Here is a 17,132-nt window from a genome sequence, read left to right as displayed (position 1 = left end):
TGTCACCGCGAACGGCGCGGGACAGGTACGACCGTCCGGTCAGGCCACGATGGCCTGGCTACGGGGAGGGGGCAGAGGCGGAGCGGCCCTGGGCCGGTGAGACGGGCTCGGCAGGCGGACGCGCAGGTGCTGAGATCGCCCGCTCATGCGCCGTGGACACCGTGGCGCGCAGAGCGGCGCCAGGTGCAGGAATGCGGAACGACGGCAGGGCCGAGCGGCCCCGCCGGTGAGGCGATCGTCAGACAGATCCGGCCGTTGCGGCCGGGGTCCTTTCGATCCAGATCAGACCCGTAGGGCGGCGGTCCCTGGCCTTGCGTCCGCGCCGGGAGGCGGCAACGCCCATCCCGGTCGTGCGCACCGCACGGCCGGAAATGACGGAAAAGGGACGGGACAGCATGAGGCTCACGCTAACACCCCCATGTGAGACGGCCCGCGGTGCCTCAACCGCGCGATCCGGCCTGCGCGCCGCCCGGGGGTGTTCTTCCCCTGCTCCTGGCTCCTGATAGGGAGCAGGGAACTCGTGATCGCCGTGCTGCACGGCCCGTCGGGTGGGCGTGCGGCACTCGGCCTCGGGCTTCTGCTTGGCGCCTGCGGGGCAGCCGATGCCGGGCCTGGACGATCTCCGTGCCACGTACGACCCGCTGCGCGCCGGGATCACGGCCGCGTTGCCGGTTCCTTCGGTTCGGTGACCGCGACCTGTGCGGGGCGCAGGAGTTGCCGGCCGACGCGGTAGCCACGGCGTAGCAGGGTGGTGCAGGTCGGCCGGTCGACGGTGTCGGACACTTCGTGGGTGACGGCCTCGTGCCGGGTGGGATCGAAGGGCGCGCCCGGCGTCCCGACGGTTTCCAGTCCGAGAGCGCCGAGCCGGCTTTCCAGCGCTTCGGCGACCGCCTTCAGGCCACCGGTGACTGCGCCGTGGTTCCGCGCCTGGTCGATCGCGTCCAGTACGGGAAGCAGGCCGGCGAGGACGTTGGCCACTGCGATCTCCCGGACCGCCAGGCGGTCACGCTGCACGCGTTTGCGGTAGTTGTCGTACTCGGCCTTGAGGCGTTGCAGGTCGGCTGTGCGCTCGGCGAGCTGCGTTTCGAGCCTGGCGTCCCGGCCGGCCTCGGCCGGGACGGTTCCGAGTGCGGTGCTTTCCTTCCCCGGCTCCGTCTCCCGTTCGGTGGTCGTCCGGTCGGGGTTTCCCGGCTGGAGGGTGGCCGGGGCGATGCGCCGGTTGTCGCGGACCAGGACGGGGAGCTGCTGTCGCGGCGGCCCGGAGGCAGGCGGCCGGTTCATCCTGTACCTCCCTTGCCCTTCTCGTCGTCGACGATCTCCGCGTCGACGACCTCCTCCTCTCCGCTCTCCGGCCGGGCCTGGGAGGCGGATCCGGCGTCGCTCGCGGTGCCCGGGGCCTGGGCGTAGAGAGCGCTACCGATCTTCTGCGCGACCGCTGCCGCCCTGTCCATGGCGGCACGGACCGCGGCGGTGTCCTCGCCCTTCAGCTTCTCCCTGACATCCGTCAGGGCTTCCTGTGTCTCGGTCTTCACGTCGCCGGGGATCTTGTCGGCGTTGTCGGCCAGCAGCTTCTCCGTCTGGTAGACGAACTGCTCGGCCTGGTTGCGGGTCTCGGCGGCCTCGCGGCGCTGCCGGTCCTCCTCGGCATGTGCTTCGGCCTCGCGCATCATGCGGTCGATCTGGTCCTTGGGCAGTGAGGAGCCGCCGGTGACGGTCATCTTCTGCTCCTTGCCCGTGCCCAGGTCCTTCGCGGTCACGTGCATGATGCCGTTGGCGTCGATGTCGAAGGAGACCTCGATCTGCGGCAGGCCGCGCGGGGCCGGTGGCAGACCGGTCAGCTCGAATTTCCCGAGCATTTTGTTGTACGCCGCGATCTCGCGCTCGCCCTGGTGGACCTGGATCTGCACGGAGGGCTGGTTGTCCTCGGCCGTCGTGAAGACTTCGGACCGCTTGGTCGGGATCGTCGTGTTCCGCTCGATGAGCTTGGTCATGATGCCGCCCTTGGTCTCGATACCGAGCGACAGCGGGGTCACGTCGAGGAGCAGGACGTCCTTGACCTCACCCTTGAGGACACCGGCCTGGAGGGTGGCGCCGATGGCGACGACCTCATCCGGATTGACGCCCTTGTGTGGATCCTTGCCGGTCAGCTCACGGACCAGCCCGGTCACCGCCGGCATCCGGGTCGAACCGCCCACCAGAATCACGTGGTTGATGTCCGGGACACTGATCCCCGCGTCCTTGATGGCGCTGTGGAACGGGCCCTTGCAGCGATCGAGAAGATCGGCCGTGAGGTGCTCGAACTGGGCGCGGGTGAGCTTCTCGTCCAGGTGCAGCGGGCCCTCGGCGGAGGCGGTGATGTACGGCAGGTTGATCGCCGTCTCGGACGTCGACGACAGCTCGATCTTCGCCTTCTCCGCCGCCTCACGCAGCCGCTGGGTGGCCATCTTGTCCCGGGCCAGATCGATCCCGTAGGCGTTCTTGAACTGCTCGGTCAGATGGTCGACGACCCGCTGGTCCCAGTCGTCACCGCCCAGATGCGTGTCGCCGTTGGTGGACTTGACCTCCACCAGCCCTTCGCCGATCTCCAGGAGGGACACGTCGAAGGTGCCGCCACCGAGGTCGAAGACCAGGATCGTCTGGTCGCTCTCCTTGTCCAGGCCGTACGCGAGCGCGGCGGACGTCGGCTCGTTGATGATCCGCAGCACCTTCAGGCCGGCGATCTCCCCGGCTTCCTTGGTGGCCGTGCGCTGACTGTCGTTGAAGTACGCCGGGACGGTGATCACCGCGTCCGTCACGTCCTCACCGAGGTACGTCTCGGCGTCACGCTTCAGCTTCTGCAGCACCCGCGCCGAGATCTCCTGCGCCGTGTACCGCTTGCCGTCGATGTCACCGCTGTCCGGGAAGCGCCACTGCGCCTCGCCCATGTGCCGCTTCACCGACCGCGCCGTGCGCTCGACGTTCGTCACCGCCTGCCGCTTGGCGATCTCGCCGACCAGCACCTCACCCTTCTTGGCGAAACCGACCACCGACGGGGTGGTCCGGGCGCCTTCCGCGTTGGTGATGACCGTCGGCTCGCCGCCCTCAAGGACGGCGACGACGGAGTTGGTCGTCCCCAGGTCAATGCCCACTGCCCGTGCCATCACTGGCTCCTCTCAGATCGGACCGCACTCTTCGCGCCCCGCCGACAGCGGTCCGAGCAGCGCTTCCACCGTCCCCGTCCCGTCCAGCAGGCGCCGTACCAAGGGCGAGGCGACGTTGACGAGACGCAGGTCCGCGCCCTGCTCATGTGCCCGGCGGCGGGCCCTCAGCAGGACGCTCAGTCCGCAGCAGTCACAGAACCTGACGTCCCCGAAGTCCACTTCCACCAGGTGACCCGTCCCGGCCAGCGCCTCGTCGAGCGCCATGCGCAACTGCGGCGCGCTGACGATGTCGATCTCACCGGACACCGCCACCCGGGTGCGTCCGTCGGCCCCCCGCAGGACGGCGGTCGCACATCCCACCCGTTCCCTCATGGCCGCCTCCCTCACCTTCCTCCCCGGGATTCCCGGGGAACGGAGGCCGACGAGGCGGAGGGCGGAGGGGAAGGGTGAGTCGCCCGCCTTCCACGCCGGCACCGCCGACCGCCAGGCCCCGTCTTCCGTACGTGAGCCGCCTCCGACGGGGATCTCGCCCTCCCACGGCTCGACCCGCCCGACGGCCGGAACGGTCAGCCGCAGCACGCCCGCGCCGTAGGAAGTGACCATCTCGTGCGCTCCTCTCCCGTCTCTCACCGGGATGCGCATGACGACACCATCTATATAACGCGCGTCCGCAAACTTAACAAGGGATAGCAATTGGTATCTGATCGGGCAATAACGGTCACCAGTCGGGCGGCGCATGCACCCGGTGTGGGACGCGCCCACCGGGACGCTGTGGCCTTACCTGCCGACCGTGCAGACGGGAGGTGGCCGAGCTGAACCTCTCGACCGGCCCGCAGCTGCACTACGAGCTCGACGCCGCGCTGCGTCCCCGCATGCGCGGGCTGCGGCCGGACGCGGTGACCCGACCGGCCTGCCCGTCATGCCGCGCACGCCTATGGCCACGGAAATGTCGTACGTGGGGCGGCTCTCCGGGGGCATGGAAGCTGAAGCTGGTCAGGCGCCGCGCTGAATCGGGCCGATGAGGGTGCCGGCGGTCACCTTGAGGTTGCCTTGTGCGACGGACGTGCCGGGGATTTCCCCGTCCGGAGCCCGGAGCGTGAAGGACGCTTCGTCCGCGGGCGTGCCGCCGTGGGTGCTGTGGGGAACCTGGATGTCGAAGTGCACGGGGTGGCCAGGGCCGAAGGTGACTGCGGTCTGCTGGGTGCCGTAGTGGCCGGAGGCGACGCCGGTCTCCGAGCCGTGGTGGGAGAACCGCACGCCGGTGGGCGAGCCGGCCAGCGTGCACGGGTCGTACCCGCGCGGCGCGGTCAGGGTGACGCGGTAGTGGTGGTGCCCCGTGCTGTCGGGCGCCGCGGTGATCTTCGCGGTGTGGTTGGCCGGACGGCATGCGGAGGGGGCGCCGCCGCCGGCCGTCGCCGACGCGGCCTGTGCGACTCCCGCACCCGCAGCGCCCACCAGCGCGGTGACGGCGAGGGCGACGGCGATCTTCCGGTTGGTACGCATCATGAACACTCCTTGCCTTGCTTGACGGCCCTGCCGGTGTCCTCCGACAGAGCCATGGTCAACACGACTTCTGCCCCTCGCCGTTGGGGGAAATGTCTGAGGAACGTCACGACCGTGTCGCAGGGCGTGGGTGACCGGGCACGCGAACGTGCACACCACCCAGAGGTGGTACGTCAAGCCGGATGTGGAGGATCTCCGCGAAGCCGCCACAGCGTGGGACGGGTTGCATGGGGGCCGGAGGATGCCCTGGCGAGTCACCCTGCTGGCCTCGGGTCTGGGGCAGGCGGTACGTTCCGGCGGCTCGCGGGGGGAGCGGAGCCTGGTCGAGTCGTCGCCCTTCCCGTTGACCGCCACGAATGCCCCGGTCCCGGACGACCTCGGCGGGCTGTGCCCGCTGAGGGACGCGGCCGACCTGTTTGCTGAGCAGCCCCGGCCGGGGTGCGGCCGAGTGCGGGTCACCGGACCTGCGTCGGATGCATGTAGGGCGCTACCGGATGCTGGACGGCGCTGCCCCGGCCGGACCGGCGGCGGATCGACAAGCTGGCCGCCGCCGCGGACGACAGCGAGTGGCAGCTGATCGAAGCCGGCCCGAGTTGGAGCGGCTCCCGCTGGTGGCAGCGGTAGATCCGCCGGATCGTCGGCTCCGAGGAGCCTGCGGGCGCCGCAGGCAGGGGCAGTCCTGGTACGGCTGATCGAAGATCGCCCGACGCCGCCCCGAGACGCCCGACAGCTTGAGCGGCAGGTGCTTGACTCGCCTGTGTAGATGCCCAGTTCACACGGATACGGAAGGCGGGAGTGCTGCAACAACAGTGTTGCTTTGGTGGCTCCCTGTTGGGGTGCCGAGTGCCAACGCAAAGAAGGTCTCTCCCCCTGCGTGTGGTCCCTCGCGAGTCGGTCGTTAGCCGTTTCCGCCCTGGGACACGTTCTGCCACCAACTGTCCAGGGTGGGGCGGGAGATGAGGTCGGAGTAGCGGACGGTGGCCCCGGCTCGTTTCAGCTGGTTGACGATACGCATCACCGTGAGGGATTCCCTTCCCATCTGGACGAGGTTGGCGTCGCCGGTGAGGGAGTCGGGCTCGACGCCGAGCCGCTCGGCGACCAGGGAGTGGAGTTCGTCGCGCGTCATGCTGTTTCTCCTGTGCGGGGTGCGAGGGCGGCGATCAGCGCCTTCTTGTCGACCTTGCCGAGTGCGGTGAGCGGCAGGCGGTCCACGATGTCGAGGCGGTCGATGAACTTGTACTGGGCGAAGCCCCTGGCCTGTTGCAGTGTGCGTACGGAGGCCAGGGTCGGGGGCTCTCCCCCACCTTCGTCGGGGACGACGTAGGCGCAGGTCCGCTCGCCGAGGAGGGCGTCGGGCATCGCGACGACCGCTGCCCGGGCGATGTCGGGGTGGGTGAGGAGAAGCTCTTCTATTTCTGCGGCCGACACCTTTTCGCCGCCGCGGTTGATGAGATCCTTGATCCGTCCCTCGACCACGAGGTGCCCTGAGGCGGTGCGCCGGACCAGGTCGCCGGTGCGGTAGAAGCCGTCGGTGGTGAAGGCGAGCTTGTTGTATTCCGGCGACGCCCGTGCCGGACCTGCTGCGGCGCGACTTCACTGCGATCGCACCGAACCCCCGGTACGTGGGCGACATAATCTGCCTGCCCATCGGAGACGGCCCATTCCTTTACCTCGCAACGGTGTTGGACTTGGCTCGAAGCGGCTGGCGGGCTGGTCGATCGCCGACCACATGCGCACCTCGCCGGTCACCGACGCACTCAAGGCCGCAGCCTCGGTCCGGGGCGCCGACGGCCTGCGCGGGGCGATCTTCCACAGCGACAACGGGGCGCAATACGCCTCCAAGGAGTTCGCCCAGGTCTGCGAGGACCTCGGTGTGGACAGGTCACGCGGTGCGGTGGGCACCAGCGCGGACAACGCCGCCGCGGAATCGCTGCACGCATCCCTGAAACGGGAGACGCTGCAGGGGAAGAAGCGGTGGACCGGGGCGCGCGAGGCCCGGCTCGCGGTCTTCCGCTGGGCGACCCGCTACAACACCCGAAGAAGGCACTCCCGACTCGGCCAGATCAGCCCGATCGCCTTCGAGCGACGATCACTTACGCCGGCCACTGCCGCATGACAACCGGTGTCCACGATCAAGGGCCAAGGCCCCAGCGAATCCAGTCGTTCAGGCTTCCTCGTCAGCGAACCTTGTCGCTCTTCGGCCCGATGCCTTTGATCCTGGTCGGAGTTCCGTCCGGGGCGAACGAGTGGTGGAAGGTGAAGGCGTGCGGCGCGGAGCCGTGGTCGTGGAGGTGCTCCAGCCTGGAAACCCCGTCCTGCCAGGTGGGTATCACGCCGTCGGAGGCCCACCAGAACACGTAACCCGGGTGTCCTGTCCTCTCGAACCAGTCGTAACGCCTGTTCAGCGCCTCACGGTGCAGACCGGTGTAGATGGCGTCGAAGGCGGATCGCAGGTCGGTCCAGAGGGAGAGGGTCGCGGCCAGGGCGGTGGTCTCCACAGTGCGGCCTTTCCCGTACCAGGCCGGAACGGCAAACTCTCCCCACTCACCCCAGTCCGAGTCGAAATCCGTCCGTGCGCCCAGGCTGCGATCTGCCGCTTCAGCACGAGCGATATACCCGGGGTGCTGCCCGATCTCCCGGTAGACGGCCTCACCGCTCTCGTGGAACTCCCGTGTATGACGTGCGGGATCGGCGAGAGGTGACTTCAGGACGCCGAACGTGTACAGAGCAAGATGGGGCATGCGTCTCTCCCTGGTTGGGGGTGCCTGGTGTGGACCCGGTTCGGTGGCTTACGCATGGGCGAGGATTCGTGGGGCGTGACCAACTCATCCCTTCGCGGGTGGCTCAGCCTGAAGGAAGCCCTGTGCGACCGTGAGCGACCGCCGAAGACCAGGTGAAGGTAGCTGCCTCTGCGGGCCATGTCGAAGTTGCGTTTCCCCTGTCCAAGTGGCCTCTTGCACAGGCCCTTGCGGAGGCTTGGGCGGTGTCGCTGCCTGCCGTCGTGGAAGTCCGCATCGGCCCAGCGACTGCGGAGGAGCAGCATCGGCCGCTCCGCTCAAGCTGGTGGGCCGGGGCGACGCCAGCGGCGTCGACTGGATTGGAAGACGCGGCGACTGGGTCCGCTGTCAAAGGACCGACAGTTCGCCTGGGGCAGACAGGAAAGATCGCGGAAGGCGACGCCGTGCTGCGCCTGGCGATCAACCCGTTCTATCCCATGGCGCACCGCCTGGGCGATGTCCTCGTCGGGCAGGACGAGTGCGGAAGCCCGGTGGTGTTCATCGCGGAGAGCGCGGAGGCCGAGCAGTTCGGGCCGCTTCCGCCCGAGGTCGCCATCGCCCTCACCTGGCACGAGCCGGTCGACGCACCCCGCGTATGCGGCGCGCCGCGGCCAACCCCAGTGACCACTCGTATTCCTTCACCGCCGGGAGGCGCCCCTGCACCCGCACCACCCCCTCGGCCCGCCCACCCCTCAACCTTTCGGTGCCTACTGGGTCACGCCACGCCATCTCGCAGGTGACGACGGCCAGCTGACCCACCAGGTCAGCGCCACCCTTTCCATGCTGGGCTGGACGAACCTGACCATCGTCCGCGGACGCCGGGAGATCGACGAGCGGAGGAGGTCCGGCAGGTCCTGCGCAGCACCGTCCTCCACCTGCGCCCCGATACGCTGGCCTGGGCCCAGTGGGTCCTGGCGGACGAGCCGTTCCACCTCGGCGAGCTGCCGGTGGCCTGGCAGGTCTCCGCCCGCTCGCACGCCTGCGGCCCCGCGGTGTGGAATGCGTACTTCACTGGTGGCGTGCCGCACGAGGCCCTCTCGGATTTCCTTCTCGCGCTCGACGCGCGGCCCGAGCCCGCTTCCGGTTTCGACGGGCCCGACACGGTCCTGGCCGCGCTGGCGGACAAGGGCTGGGTGCTCGACATCGACGCCCCGGACACCGCCGCCGCAGAGCAGGGCTTCACCTCCGCCTTCACGCTGTGCTGGCTGCCGGCGCTCATCCAGGACGGCGAGCCGTCCCTCGAACCGGTGGGCCGGCAGGCATGGGCACAACCGGCGCTGGGCGGCTCAGCGATTCCCTCGCAGCGTTCCAGCGGCGGGTGGGCTCGCTGCTCCTGCCTCCTGACGAACCGTGCCATGGCGGATCCGCCCTGCTGTGGGCGCCTCGGGCCGCGCGAACCTGGTCACGGGGCATCGGCGCGATGCGGCGACCGGCAGGGCGCTGTGCGGACAGCACCTCGCCGGGCCCAACCCGGGCGCCCAGGGGTGCGCCCCGTGCCGGCGGCACCGGGAGGAGACCGAGGCCGCCCGCCAGACGTCCACCCTGTCCGCGATGCGGAAGGCCGCGAACGTCTGGGACCAGCGCCCGCTCGACGTCTACGGCGACCGGGCCGGCGCCCTGCGCCCCGGCGATGCCTACACCCGGCCCGACTGCGCCGACAGGCACCATGTCGCCACCGTCGCCGAACGAGGCCGGGGCAGCCACACCGACCTCCTCGTCCACCTCCCCGGCGAAGACCGCCTGACCGAGGTCCGCATACGACGCGACCGCCCGGTCACCGTCCAACGCCCCCTCACCACAACCGAAAAGCCCCCGCGAGCCAGGTGAGCATTCACCGGAGGACGTCGTAACTGCCGTGCCCGGCAGGCCGATTCGGCCTGCCGGGCACGGCGCGTTCCGGCTCCTGGCTGAATTCTGTCCGGTGGTCCAACGCGGCGTCGGCGAATCCGGACGGGCGCGAACCCTGTAGCGGATGAGGTCCTATTCGTCGCACGTTCGAGTGGGTGGCGGCCGAAGTTCCGTCGCTGACTAGCATCGGGACCGGCGAGGCCGCAACACCCCTTCGCAGGAGTGAGTGGGGGCTACTCCTGCGGGCTGCTACGGCGTTGGCCGGAGTCGGAGAGTGGCGGAGAGAGGGGCATGACGTCGTGCTCCTGTTTATTTTGGGTAAACGAAAACCGCATGGCCAGAACGCCTCGGCGTTGACCATGCGGAAATCTTGACAAGGGCTCCGGGGAAACTCCCATCTGAGTGAAACTGGGAAGTTTATTCCACGAATTAGTTTCCTGTATTCGGCTGCCTACTGTAACGACGCCACGAGTTCGCACCGATCATGCGCAGGATCGGCGCGAACCTGCACCAAACGGTAGGAGACGCTCAGGAGACGACGATGGTTGCGGGCTGATCTACCGTGACACCGTCGTAACCGCCGATGTTGCCTTCCACTTCGCCCGGTCCCGGCACCCAGGGAATGGTCACACCCGGTTCCTCTGGAGGGCTCCCCTCGATTGTGACGGTCCAGGGGTGTGGTGCTCCGTCGCACCTGAATCGGTTCGAGGGCTCCGTCCCGCTGATGAGATCGAAGTGAAGACCGAGGTAGTCCACATTTTTCTCGCTGAGGGTCACCACGACATCCTGCGTTTGCTGTGCCGGACTCGGAGTGCACGACGCCGTTCCGGTGACTGTCGCCTCAGAGATCGCCAGGTCGCCCTTGGCGTTGACGATGCTGTCGATGGTGAGGGTGTAGGTGTCGGCGGCGTGTGCAGGGCTGGCGGCGGTGCTGCCGACCGTGAGAGCGAGTCCGAGAATCGCAGCGCTGGCGTTTCTGATGAAAGGCAACGTAGTGCCTCCTCCACTCGGAGTGTCCGCCTGCACTCAGGCAGACACTGGCAGTGTGCTGCGGCCGTCGACACCAGCACAAGAAGGCTCCCGTACCTCGCATTTTCACTTAAACGTTTTCCGTTCCTGCGTGGAGTACAGACCCGCATCCCTGGTGGTCCCCTTGAGCTTGTTCCCTGCTGACCTCGGTGCGTCAGAGTGATGGCGGCGGGTATCGCAGGTCGGCGTTCCCAGGCGGTTTCGGCCGAGACTGGTGACTCTTGGGGGCAGAACCTCTGGCTCCTGGCTCCTTTTTCGGGCCCCGTGTGCCTCCTAGGTTGGACCGGCGTTCCGACCGAAAGTGATCTTGAGGTCGGAAAGGCGGGGTGCCAGGGTGATTCTGTTCAGTTCGGATCACTTTGTCAGGAGAACAACATGGACTCCCTCGCCACGTACAGCGGCACGCTGTACGTGCATTACCAGCAGAGCCTCGACGGCGCGGACACGCCTGAGGACCGGCGACCCGTCTCGCGCTACCGGATTCACACCGTGGCGGACGCCGAGAAGTACCGGACGCCGATCGTGGTGAACCCGGAGCGGGCGCAGCGGGTGAAGGCGGACGCGGAGGGTTTCGCGGCGTCGGTCGCGGACCTGGCCAAGCTGCTCCCGCAGGTGGAGTCCTGGCTCGGCGGGGGCGAGAACGCCCCGGTGAGCTCGCAGGAGATCCTTCCCTTTCTCGCCGAGGACGCTTTGGCCGAGTTCTCGACCGAGCGGCACCTGGGGCAGGGCGAGGCCGTCGAGACGCTGGGTGAGGAACTGGCGGCGTTCATCGACGCGGTCTCCCCGGCCGGTGAGATAGATGCCGGTCTGGTGTTTGACCAGTGGATCGAGAGCCGGACTGCCGATGACGAACCGCCCCTGGGCGCCCTGCTTCTGGCGCTGGCTCGTGACCCGCTGACCGGTCCAAAGTTCACGTCGTGGACCGGCGAGGGCGACAACGAGCCCCTCACTGCCGGTGAGGTGACCGCGCATCTCGACCCCAAGGCGCTGGCCGCTCTGGCGGCGAAGGCCGAGGTGAGTCCGGAGCAGGCCGCCGAGAACCTCGCCACGGAGATTCCAGCGTTCGTTGCCGCGTTCAGCGCCGAGGACGTCCAGGAGTTCAACGTGGCCTGTGAGACCGTCGATGGTCTCCTGCTGACCGAAGTCGGAGAGAGCGCGCTGGCGGAGGTGGAGAAGCTCATCGACCGGATCAGCCTGTTGGTCACCGAGGCCCTGAACGGCACCTACAGCCCGGACAACCTGAACGCGATCCAGCAGGAGATCCAGCAGGGCCTGGACGCGATCGACGCGATCGGGCAGCAGACCCAGTTCAACGGCAACTACGTCCTCGGCGAGGACCGGAGCTACAGCTTCCAGATCGGCACGAAGGACGGCAAGGCCGTGCTCATCACCACGCGGCGGATGAACACATCCACCCTGGGACTGACCGGCCTTGACGTCACCAAGACCATCGCGACGACCGTGGATCCCGATACTCCGCTGGTTCCCGCCGATCTCCCGCGGCCCGACCCGGCGGACGGCACCCTCGTCTCCTATATCGACAGGGAGGACGGAACCCAGCACTACGCGCTCCTCAAGGACGGCCACCACACGGCCTACCCCACGGGCGGCCCGGTCGACCTCCTGAACAACGGCAAGGGCTACCTCAACCCCCTCGCCACCCTCACCGCCGGCCTCGGCCTGCTCAACAACCTCCGCGGCCGGCTCGGCTCCTCACAGAACCGCTTCCAGTCCAACATCAACACCCTCAGCATCACGGTCACGAACCTGACCGCGGCCCGGTCCCGCATCCAGGACACCGACTACGCCGCCGCCACCGCCAGCTACATCCAGACCAACATCCTGCTCAAGGCCGGCCACAATGTCCTGGCCAAGGTCAACCAGCAGCCGCAGATGATCCTCATCCTGGTCCGAGACCTGTGAACCGGTTCAGGGACCAGCACTGGCCTTCACCCGATTCCGAGATTTCGAGAAGCAGCACCCTGACGCGCCGAACTCAGTAACCAAAAAGAAGCCGCAGCCCCAAGGCCGCCACACTCGATCTGGTTGGACTCGGGTGGGCTGCCCTGGGCCTGCGGTCACCCGCCACCGGTTCCGGCCTCACTGCGCACACCTTGAACTCCGGCATCCCCGACAGAGTCAAGTTAGGGCCCTTATGGCTCAAGGTTGTCCGGGGTGAGGGGCACCGAATCGTCCTTGCATCGGCACAGGAGGCCGACTGGTGATGGTCTCGCATTACGCTCCCGGGACCGGACAAGGGGAAGGGGGCATGGCCGCACTGGTAAGCAAGCAGAGCTTGGAACGGATGACCGTCGCTCCGGGGTGCTCAGATGGACATCGCGCCCTCGGAATGCCGCGCGTACGCGGTTGTGGTCGAGGCGGTCCGCAGCCTTCTTGCGCCAGGCCAGCCGCTCGGAGGCGGTCAGGCTGCCCCAGATGCCCTCGGGGATCGCGTTGTCCAGCGCGTGGTTGAAGCATTCCGTGCGGACGGGACACCGCCCGCAGAGCTGCCGCGCCTCGGCCATGGCCCGGTGGCCGCGGGGGGTGGGGAAGAACAGCCGGTCGGCTTCCGCAGGGCGCATGCCCTGGCACACGCCGCGCGCGTGCCAGCTGTGGTCGGCGATGGCGCGCAGGGCCGGGGGCGGGGCGTCGTCGGTGGTGATGTAACGCAAGGGTTCTCCGCAATGTGCCTCGTGAGGCCGGCGGCAGCGCGGCGCACCCGCGGGAGCGGGTGGCGGGCCGGGCGGCGGGGCAGGCAGGGCGCGGCGACGAGCGCCGCGCAGGAGGAATCGGTGGCGGTCCGGCGGTCAGCGGCGCTGGAAGCGGCGGTCCGGGCCGGTGAATTCGATATCGGTGCACATGCCGGACAGGCGGGACAGGATCCTGTCCCCGACCTTGTCGCGCAGGACCTCACGGCGCCCGGGCATCCCCGCGCTCTGGACCGGCGGCAGGTTGCTGGTTACCAGCGTCGGCAGGTGGTTCTCGCCGCGCCAGGACAGGAGCCGGAAGGTCACCTCCTCGGTCCACTCCGAACTCTTGGCGGCGCCCAGGCCGTCCAGGAGCAGCAGGGGCACCCGGGTGATGTCGCGCAGCATCCACTCGACATCGACATCGACACCGGGGCGCGGGCGCGCCTGGCCGTACAGGTCCGCGGCCGTGACCGCGTGCCAGCGCACCGCGCACCCGGCGGCGGTCAGCGACCGGATCGCTCCGTACGCCTGGTGCGTCTTGCCGGTCCCGGTGGTGCCACACAGCAGCAGCGAAGGCCCGCGGGCGATCACCCGTCGCCCGCCCCCGCCGTAGGCCGGGTTGAGGCTGTCGGCGTACGGCGACGTGGCCGCTGCGGCGATGGTGCGCACCCACTGCGCCACGCCGGGGTGGTCGGCAACCGCTTCGCGGAAGTCGCAGGGGATCCGGTTCTGGGCTCTTCCAGGGCCGGGGCCGGCTCGGGGGTCATGGCTGGGAGGGTGCGTGGAAGAGGGTGCCGGTGGGCTGCAGCCGTTACCGGTTGCGCTCGTCCCAGCGGGCCTGCGCCATGCCTCGCCCGAACGCGGTGAGGAGGCCGACGATCAAGCCGATGCCGACCGCCACCGGGAGCTGCTCGATGTCGCGCCCCAGCGCGATGAAGGCAACGGTGGCGACCGTGCAGATGATGATTCCGAGCGGCGTGGCCGGTATGCGGTACCACCATGGCGGGGTGTTGCTCACGCCCCTTCTCCCTGATCGGGGACGGACAGCGTCACGGCCGGTCGATGGACGATGATCCGTGTGTCCTGGGTCTGGCGCAGCAGCAGGTCGGGCACGTGTTCCAGGTCCCACTCGTCCGCCGTCAGGGTCAGCTCACGGGCCCATAGCCCGTCCAGCTCGTCTACCGCGGGCGACAGGGGGGCGCACAGGCCGGCGACATCCCAGAGGGCCTGGCGGAGCGGGCCGGTGGTGAGGTCGGCCGCCGCGCGCAGCGTTCCCGCGCACCCGGCCGGCCAGGTCGCCTGCTGGAGCCGGCTCGGCGCTCCGCGTTCACCCGGCGCCGGGGGCGCTGGGTAGTCGTAGGCGGGCGGCCCGATCAGACCGGCGGCTCGGATCGCGGCCCGGTCGCGAGGGCCTGCTTCCCACTTGCCGGCACGCCGTTCCTCCTGCACGACAGTCAGCGTGCGCAGGGCCACCGGGTAGGCCGGGTACCACCCCGCCGCGTTCACCTGGCAGATCCGGATCCGCCAGCAGCCCGCGGGCGACGTAGCCGACGCGGTCTGGCCCAGCAGCCGCACCCCGTACCTCTGGGCGCCCGGCCATGCACGCCTCCAGCACGAACCGCACCGTCCGCAGCACCTCCTGCACGCGGCCGTCCGGAGGCAGCGCACCCTCTTCCGGAAGGATGGTCCGGGGCACGTCACCCGCCTCCAGCACGCTCCCGCCGGAAAGAGCCTGTCCGGTAGTCAGTCGCGGGGGCGCTGAAACACCGGGGTGGCGTCGGCGTCGTACGGCAGGGGGGAGATCACGTCGGCGTAGGCCCGGTCCAGCTCCTGCCGTTGGCGTGTGGTGTGTGGGTTCGCGGGGCGTGCGGCCAGTGGCGCCATCTGTTCCTGGTGCGCCTCGGTGATCTTCTCGGCGGCCGCCCGTCGGTCGGCGTCGTCCGGTACGCGGGCCTGCTCCACGCAGGCCGGTTGCATGCTCTCCATGGGAGGCTTCTTGGTCATCGTTCGAAGATGTCATTGACGAAGGCGTTGAGGATCGAGCGGGTCTTCCGGGCGGCGCCGGTGTCGCCGATGCGGTCCGACGCTGTGACGGTGGTGTTCAGGGACTGGGCGGCGGCGATTTTCTGAGGGATCGGGAAAGGCTGGTTCGCGCAGTCCGCCGCCGCGGCGTTGAGGTCCGCCGAGACCTTGGTGTCGTCGGCGAGGGCGGTGATCGCGTCGCCGGCGGTGTCGGCGGTGTCCGCGGCGGCGAGGTCGACCTGCGCGGTCGCGATGTCGCCCTGGCAGGGTGAGGCGGCCAGGCGAACGGGTCCGGCGTGAGCGGCGGTGGCGCCCGCGAGCGGTGCAAGGACGAGGGCTGCGGCTGTGGCTGCGGCCGCGTACCGGAGTCGGGGGATTGACATCGGTGGTCACCTTCCGTGGGGCTGTGAGGGACGACATGCCGGCGGCGGGATCCACACACACGGCAACTGAGCATTGACCGTAGGCCGTGGAGCGCGCGTGGGCCGGGTGCCGACGGGGCGCGCCGGATCGTCCTGGGCTTCCCTCCGCCGGTGGGAGACGTCGGCCGAGCCGGTCAGGGTGGGTGCGGGCGGGATTCGCCGGTTCGGCCTTCGCCTGACCGGCGCAGTTCTCGCGATGGCATTCCTTGCGGATCCCGTGCGGACGGGCGTGGACTGGGGTGTCGGCACCGTGGGCGAGGGGCGAGTGGATAGGTTGTGGCTTCCGGGGCCGTGCCAGGCCGGACGTGGACCCCGGGGATCCTCGCCCCCTTCCCCCTGCCGCCCGCCCATTCGACGCGGATAGGTCTGCCATGCCCACCACACGCGTTCTCGACTCGACGATCTTCCACCGGGAAACCGGCGCGGGGCAGCCGATGGTCTTCCTGCACGGCAACCCAACCTCGTCCTACCTGTGGCGGCACGTCCTCCCGGGCGTCGGTGACCCCGGCCGCCGCCTGGCGCCGGACCTGATCGGCATGGGCGACTCGGGCAAGCCGGACATCGGATACACCTTCGACGACCACGCCCGGTACCTGGACGCGTGGATCGACGCGCTCGGCCTCGACGACGTCGTGCTGATCGGACACGACTGGGGTGCCACGCTCGCCTTCGACTGGGCGGCCCGCCACCCCGGACGCGTGCGCGGCATCGCCTTCACCGAACCGGTCGTGAAACCGATGTCCTGGCAGGAACTCCCCGAGACGGCCCGCGACCTGTTCCAGGCGATCAGGACACCGGGAGTGGGCGAGACCCTGATCCTGGACGAGAACCTGTTCATCGAGCAGGTCCTGCCGAACGTCGTCGCCGCAGGCCTCCCGGAGCAGGACCTCGACGCCTACCGCAAGCCCTACCCCGCCCGCGACAGCCGCCGGCCGATGCTGCAATGGGCCCGCTCGCTGCCCCTGGACGGGGAACCGGCCGATGTGGCCGCCAGGATCGAGCACCTGGACCGGTGGCTGGCCGCCGACACCGAGACCCCCAAACTGCTCCTGACCTTCGAGCCCGGCCCCGGCACGACGATCGGCCCGGAGATGATCAAGTGGTGTGCCGACAACATCGGCGCCCTGGAGATCGAACGACTCGGACTCGCCGGCCACGACGCCGCGGAGGACCAGCCCGAAGCGATCTCCGCCGCCCTCGCCGCCTGGGCGGACCGGCACAACCTGCGATCCGATGACGAGACCTGAGCCCACCCCACGCGCCCCGTGACCGCCCCCGCCATACCGGACGCCCGGTTCGATCCCGGCTCCACGGGGTGCGCCGCGGCCACTGGCGCTGCGCACCGTCAACGACATAGCCCGCAGAGCGGCCTGACCAACCTCGCGGCCGGCACCTGCTCCTTGTCCGGTGACTGCTGGGGACGGCCGGGTGAGAACTCATGGGCCGGATCGGAACACACAGCGCGGGGGAAACCGTTCTCCCCGACGACCGGCGGAAAGCCTCCCTGCCGCCGGGCCCTTCGCCGTCTCGGAACGACAACAAGGTTCCGGCGAGCCGTCCACGCCACCGGGACCTTCACCATCCCGCCCGGCCCCCTGGGAAGGCACGACCCCCGCAACCGTATTCACCCGTACGAGTCAACCGGCCGCACGCCCCGTCCCCGCCCTCCACGGGACGCCCCGGGCACCACAACTGACCTGA

17 protein-coding genes and 2 pseudogenes are annotated in these 17,132 nt (G+C 69.3%); 5 read left to right on the top strand and 14 right to left on the bottom strand.

Translation table 11 applies throughout. The annotated features are described in order from the left end of the window. Positions 1-654 precede the first annotated feature (654 nt). The 6 genes from grpE to LIU39_RS12000 form a co-directional block, all read right to left on the bottom strand. Positions 655-1,281 (bottom strand): nucleotide exchange factor GrpE, encoded by a 627-nt coding sequence (grpE, locus tag LIU39_RS12025; RefSeq protein ID WP_227046641.1) that lies wholly within the window; start codon positions 1,279-1,281, stop codon positions 655-657. Then, positions 1,278-3,140, bottom strand: coding sequence for a molecular chaperone DnaK (dnaK, locus tag LIU39_RS12020; protein ID WP_227046640.1), 1,863 nt, complete (start codon positions 3,138-3,140; stop codon positions 1,278-1,280). The genes grpE and dnaK overlap by 4 nt, the downstream gene beginning before the upstream one ends. Positions 3,141-3,152: 12 nt before the next feature. Beyond that, the gene (locus tag LIU39_RS12015; protein WP_227046639.1) at positions 3,153-3,743 is read right to left on the bottom strand and encodes an STAS domain-containing protein; all 591 of its coding nucleotides are present in this window, start codon (positions 3,741-3,743) and stop codon (positions 3,153-3,155) included. Between the two features lie 390 nt (positions 3,744-4,133). Then, positions 4,134-4,646, bottom strand: coding sequence for a DUF4232 domain-containing protein (locus LIU39_RS12010; protein WP_372463847.1), 513 nt, complete (start codon positions 4,644-4,646; stop codon positions 4,134-4,136). A gap of 895 nt (positions 4,647-5,541) precedes the next feature. Next, positions 5,542-5,769, bottom strand: a complete 228-nt coding sequence (locus LIU39_RS12005) for a phosphopantetheine-binding protein (protein WP_227046638.1) — start codon at positions 5,767-5,769, stop codon at positions 5,542-5,544. Further along, complete coding sequence (locus tag LIU39_RS12000; protein ID WP_227046637.1) at positions 5,766-6,119, bottom strand: AMP-binding enzyme; 354 nt, start codon at positions 6,117-6,119, stop codon at positions 5,766-5,768. The genes LIU39_RS12005 and LIU39_RS12000 overlap by 4 nt, the downstream gene beginning before the upstream one ends. Positions 6,120-6,202: 83 nt before the next feature. On the opposite strand from LIU39_RS12000, the pseudogene LIU39_RS11995 reads away from it, so the two are divergent. Then, positions 6,203-6,759, top strand: a pseudogene (locus tag LIU39_RS11995) (IS3 family transposase); the annotation flags it as partial. 61 nt (positions 6,760-6,820) lie between these two features. Here LIU39_RS11995 and LIU39_RS11990 read toward each other — a convergent pair. Then, positions 6,821-7,384, bottom strand: coding sequence for a DUF3291 domain-containing protein (locus LIU39_RS11990; protein ID WP_227046636.1), 564 nt, complete (start codon positions 7,382-7,384; stop codon positions 6,821-6,823). A gap of 824 nt (positions 7,385-8,208) precedes the next feature. Between LIU39_RS11990 and LIU39_RS35260 the strand changes: the two are divergent. Both LIU39_RS35260 and LIU39_RS11980 read left to right on the top strand, forming a co-directional pair. Continuing rightward, positions 8,209-8,439: pseudogene (locus LIU39_RS35260) on the top strand (SPDY domain-containing protein); the annotation flags it as partial. Between the two features lie 355 nt (positions 8,440-8,794). Then, complete coding sequence (locus LIU39_RS11980; protein ID WP_227046635.1) at positions 8,795-9,247, top strand: hypothetical protein; 453 nt, start codon at positions 8,795-8,797, stop codon at positions 9,245-9,247. Positions 9,248-9,796: 549 nt separating this feature from the next. Here LIU39_RS11980 and LIU39_RS11975 read toward each other — a convergent pair. After that, positions 9,797-10,258 (bottom strand): hypothetical protein, encoded by a 462-nt coding sequence (locus tag LIU39_RS11975; RefSeq protein ID WP_227046634.1) that lies wholly within the window; start codon positions 10,256-10,258, stop codon positions 9,797-9,799. Positions 10,259-10,672: 414 nt separating this feature from the next. On the opposite strand from LIU39_RS11975, the gene LIU39_RS11970 reads away from it, so the two are divergent. Beyond that, positions 10,673-12,220, top strand: a complete 1,548-nt coding sequence (locus tag LIU39_RS11970; protein ID WP_227046633.1) for a flagellin — start codon at positions 10,673-10,675, stop codon at positions 12,218-12,220. Between the two features lie 230 nt (positions 12,221-12,450). Here the strand turns inward: LIU39_RS11970 and LIU39_RS11965 are convergent, their stop codons facing one another. From LIU39_RS11965 to LIU39_RS11940, 6 genes are all read right to left on the bottom strand, one after another. Beyond that, positions 12,451-12,969 (bottom strand): WhiB family transcriptional regulator, encoded by a 519-nt coding sequence (locus LIU39_RS11965; RefSeq protein ID WP_264482677.1) that lies wholly within the window; start codon positions 12,967-12,969, stop codon positions 12,451-12,453. A 135-nt stretch (positions 12,970-13,104) separates the two neighbouring features. After that, a complete protein-coding gene (locus LIU39_RS11960; protein ID WP_227046632.1) occupies positions 13,105-13,668 on the bottom strand; it encodes an ATP-binding protein in 564 nt (187 codons plus the stop codon). A gap of 130 nt (positions 13,669-13,798) precedes the next feature. Then, the gene (locus tag LIU39_RS11955; protein WP_227046631.1) at positions 13,799-14,005 is read right to left on the bottom strand and encodes a hypothetical protein; all 207 of its coding nucleotides are present in this window, start codon (positions 14,003-14,005) and stop codon (positions 13,799-13,801) included. Next, entirely contained in the window at positions 14,002-14,562 is a 561-nt protein-coding gene (locus tag LIU39_RS11950) for a hypothetical protein (RefSeq protein WP_227046630.1), read from the bottom strand. The genes LIU39_RS11955 and LIU39_RS11950 overlap by 4 nt, the downstream gene beginning before the upstream one ends. A gap of 168 nt (positions 14,563-14,730) precedes the next feature. After that, entirely contained in the window at positions 14,731-14,991 is a 261-nt protein-coding gene (locus tag LIU39_RS11945) for a hypothetical protein (protein ID WP_227046629.1), read from the bottom strand. Beyond that, complete coding sequence (locus LIU39_RS11940; RefSeq protein ID WP_227046628.1) at positions 14,988-15,392, bottom strand: hypothetical protein; 405 nt, start codon at positions 15,390-15,392, stop codon at positions 14,988-14,990. Before LIU39_RS11940 ends, LIU39_RS11945 begins: the two co-directional genes overlap by 4 nt. Positions 15,393-15,802: 410 nt before the next feature. On the opposite strand from LIU39_RS11940, the gene LIU39_RS11935 reads away from it, so the two are divergent. After that, a complete protein-coding gene (locus LIU39_RS11935; protein WP_227046627.1) occupies positions 15,803-16,678 on the top strand; it encodes a haloalkane dehalogenase in 876 nt (291 codons plus the stop codon). Positions 16,679-17,132 lie beyond the last annotated feature (454 nt).

Origin of the sequence: Streptomyces pinistramenti (genome assembly GCF_020564935.1) — a bacterium.
Classification (GTDB): domain Bacteria; phylum Actinomycetota; class Actinomycetes; order Streptomycetales; family Streptomycetaceae; genus Streptomyces; species Streptomyces pinistramenti.
This window is presented reverse-complemented; position numbering and strand designations above follow the sequence as displayed.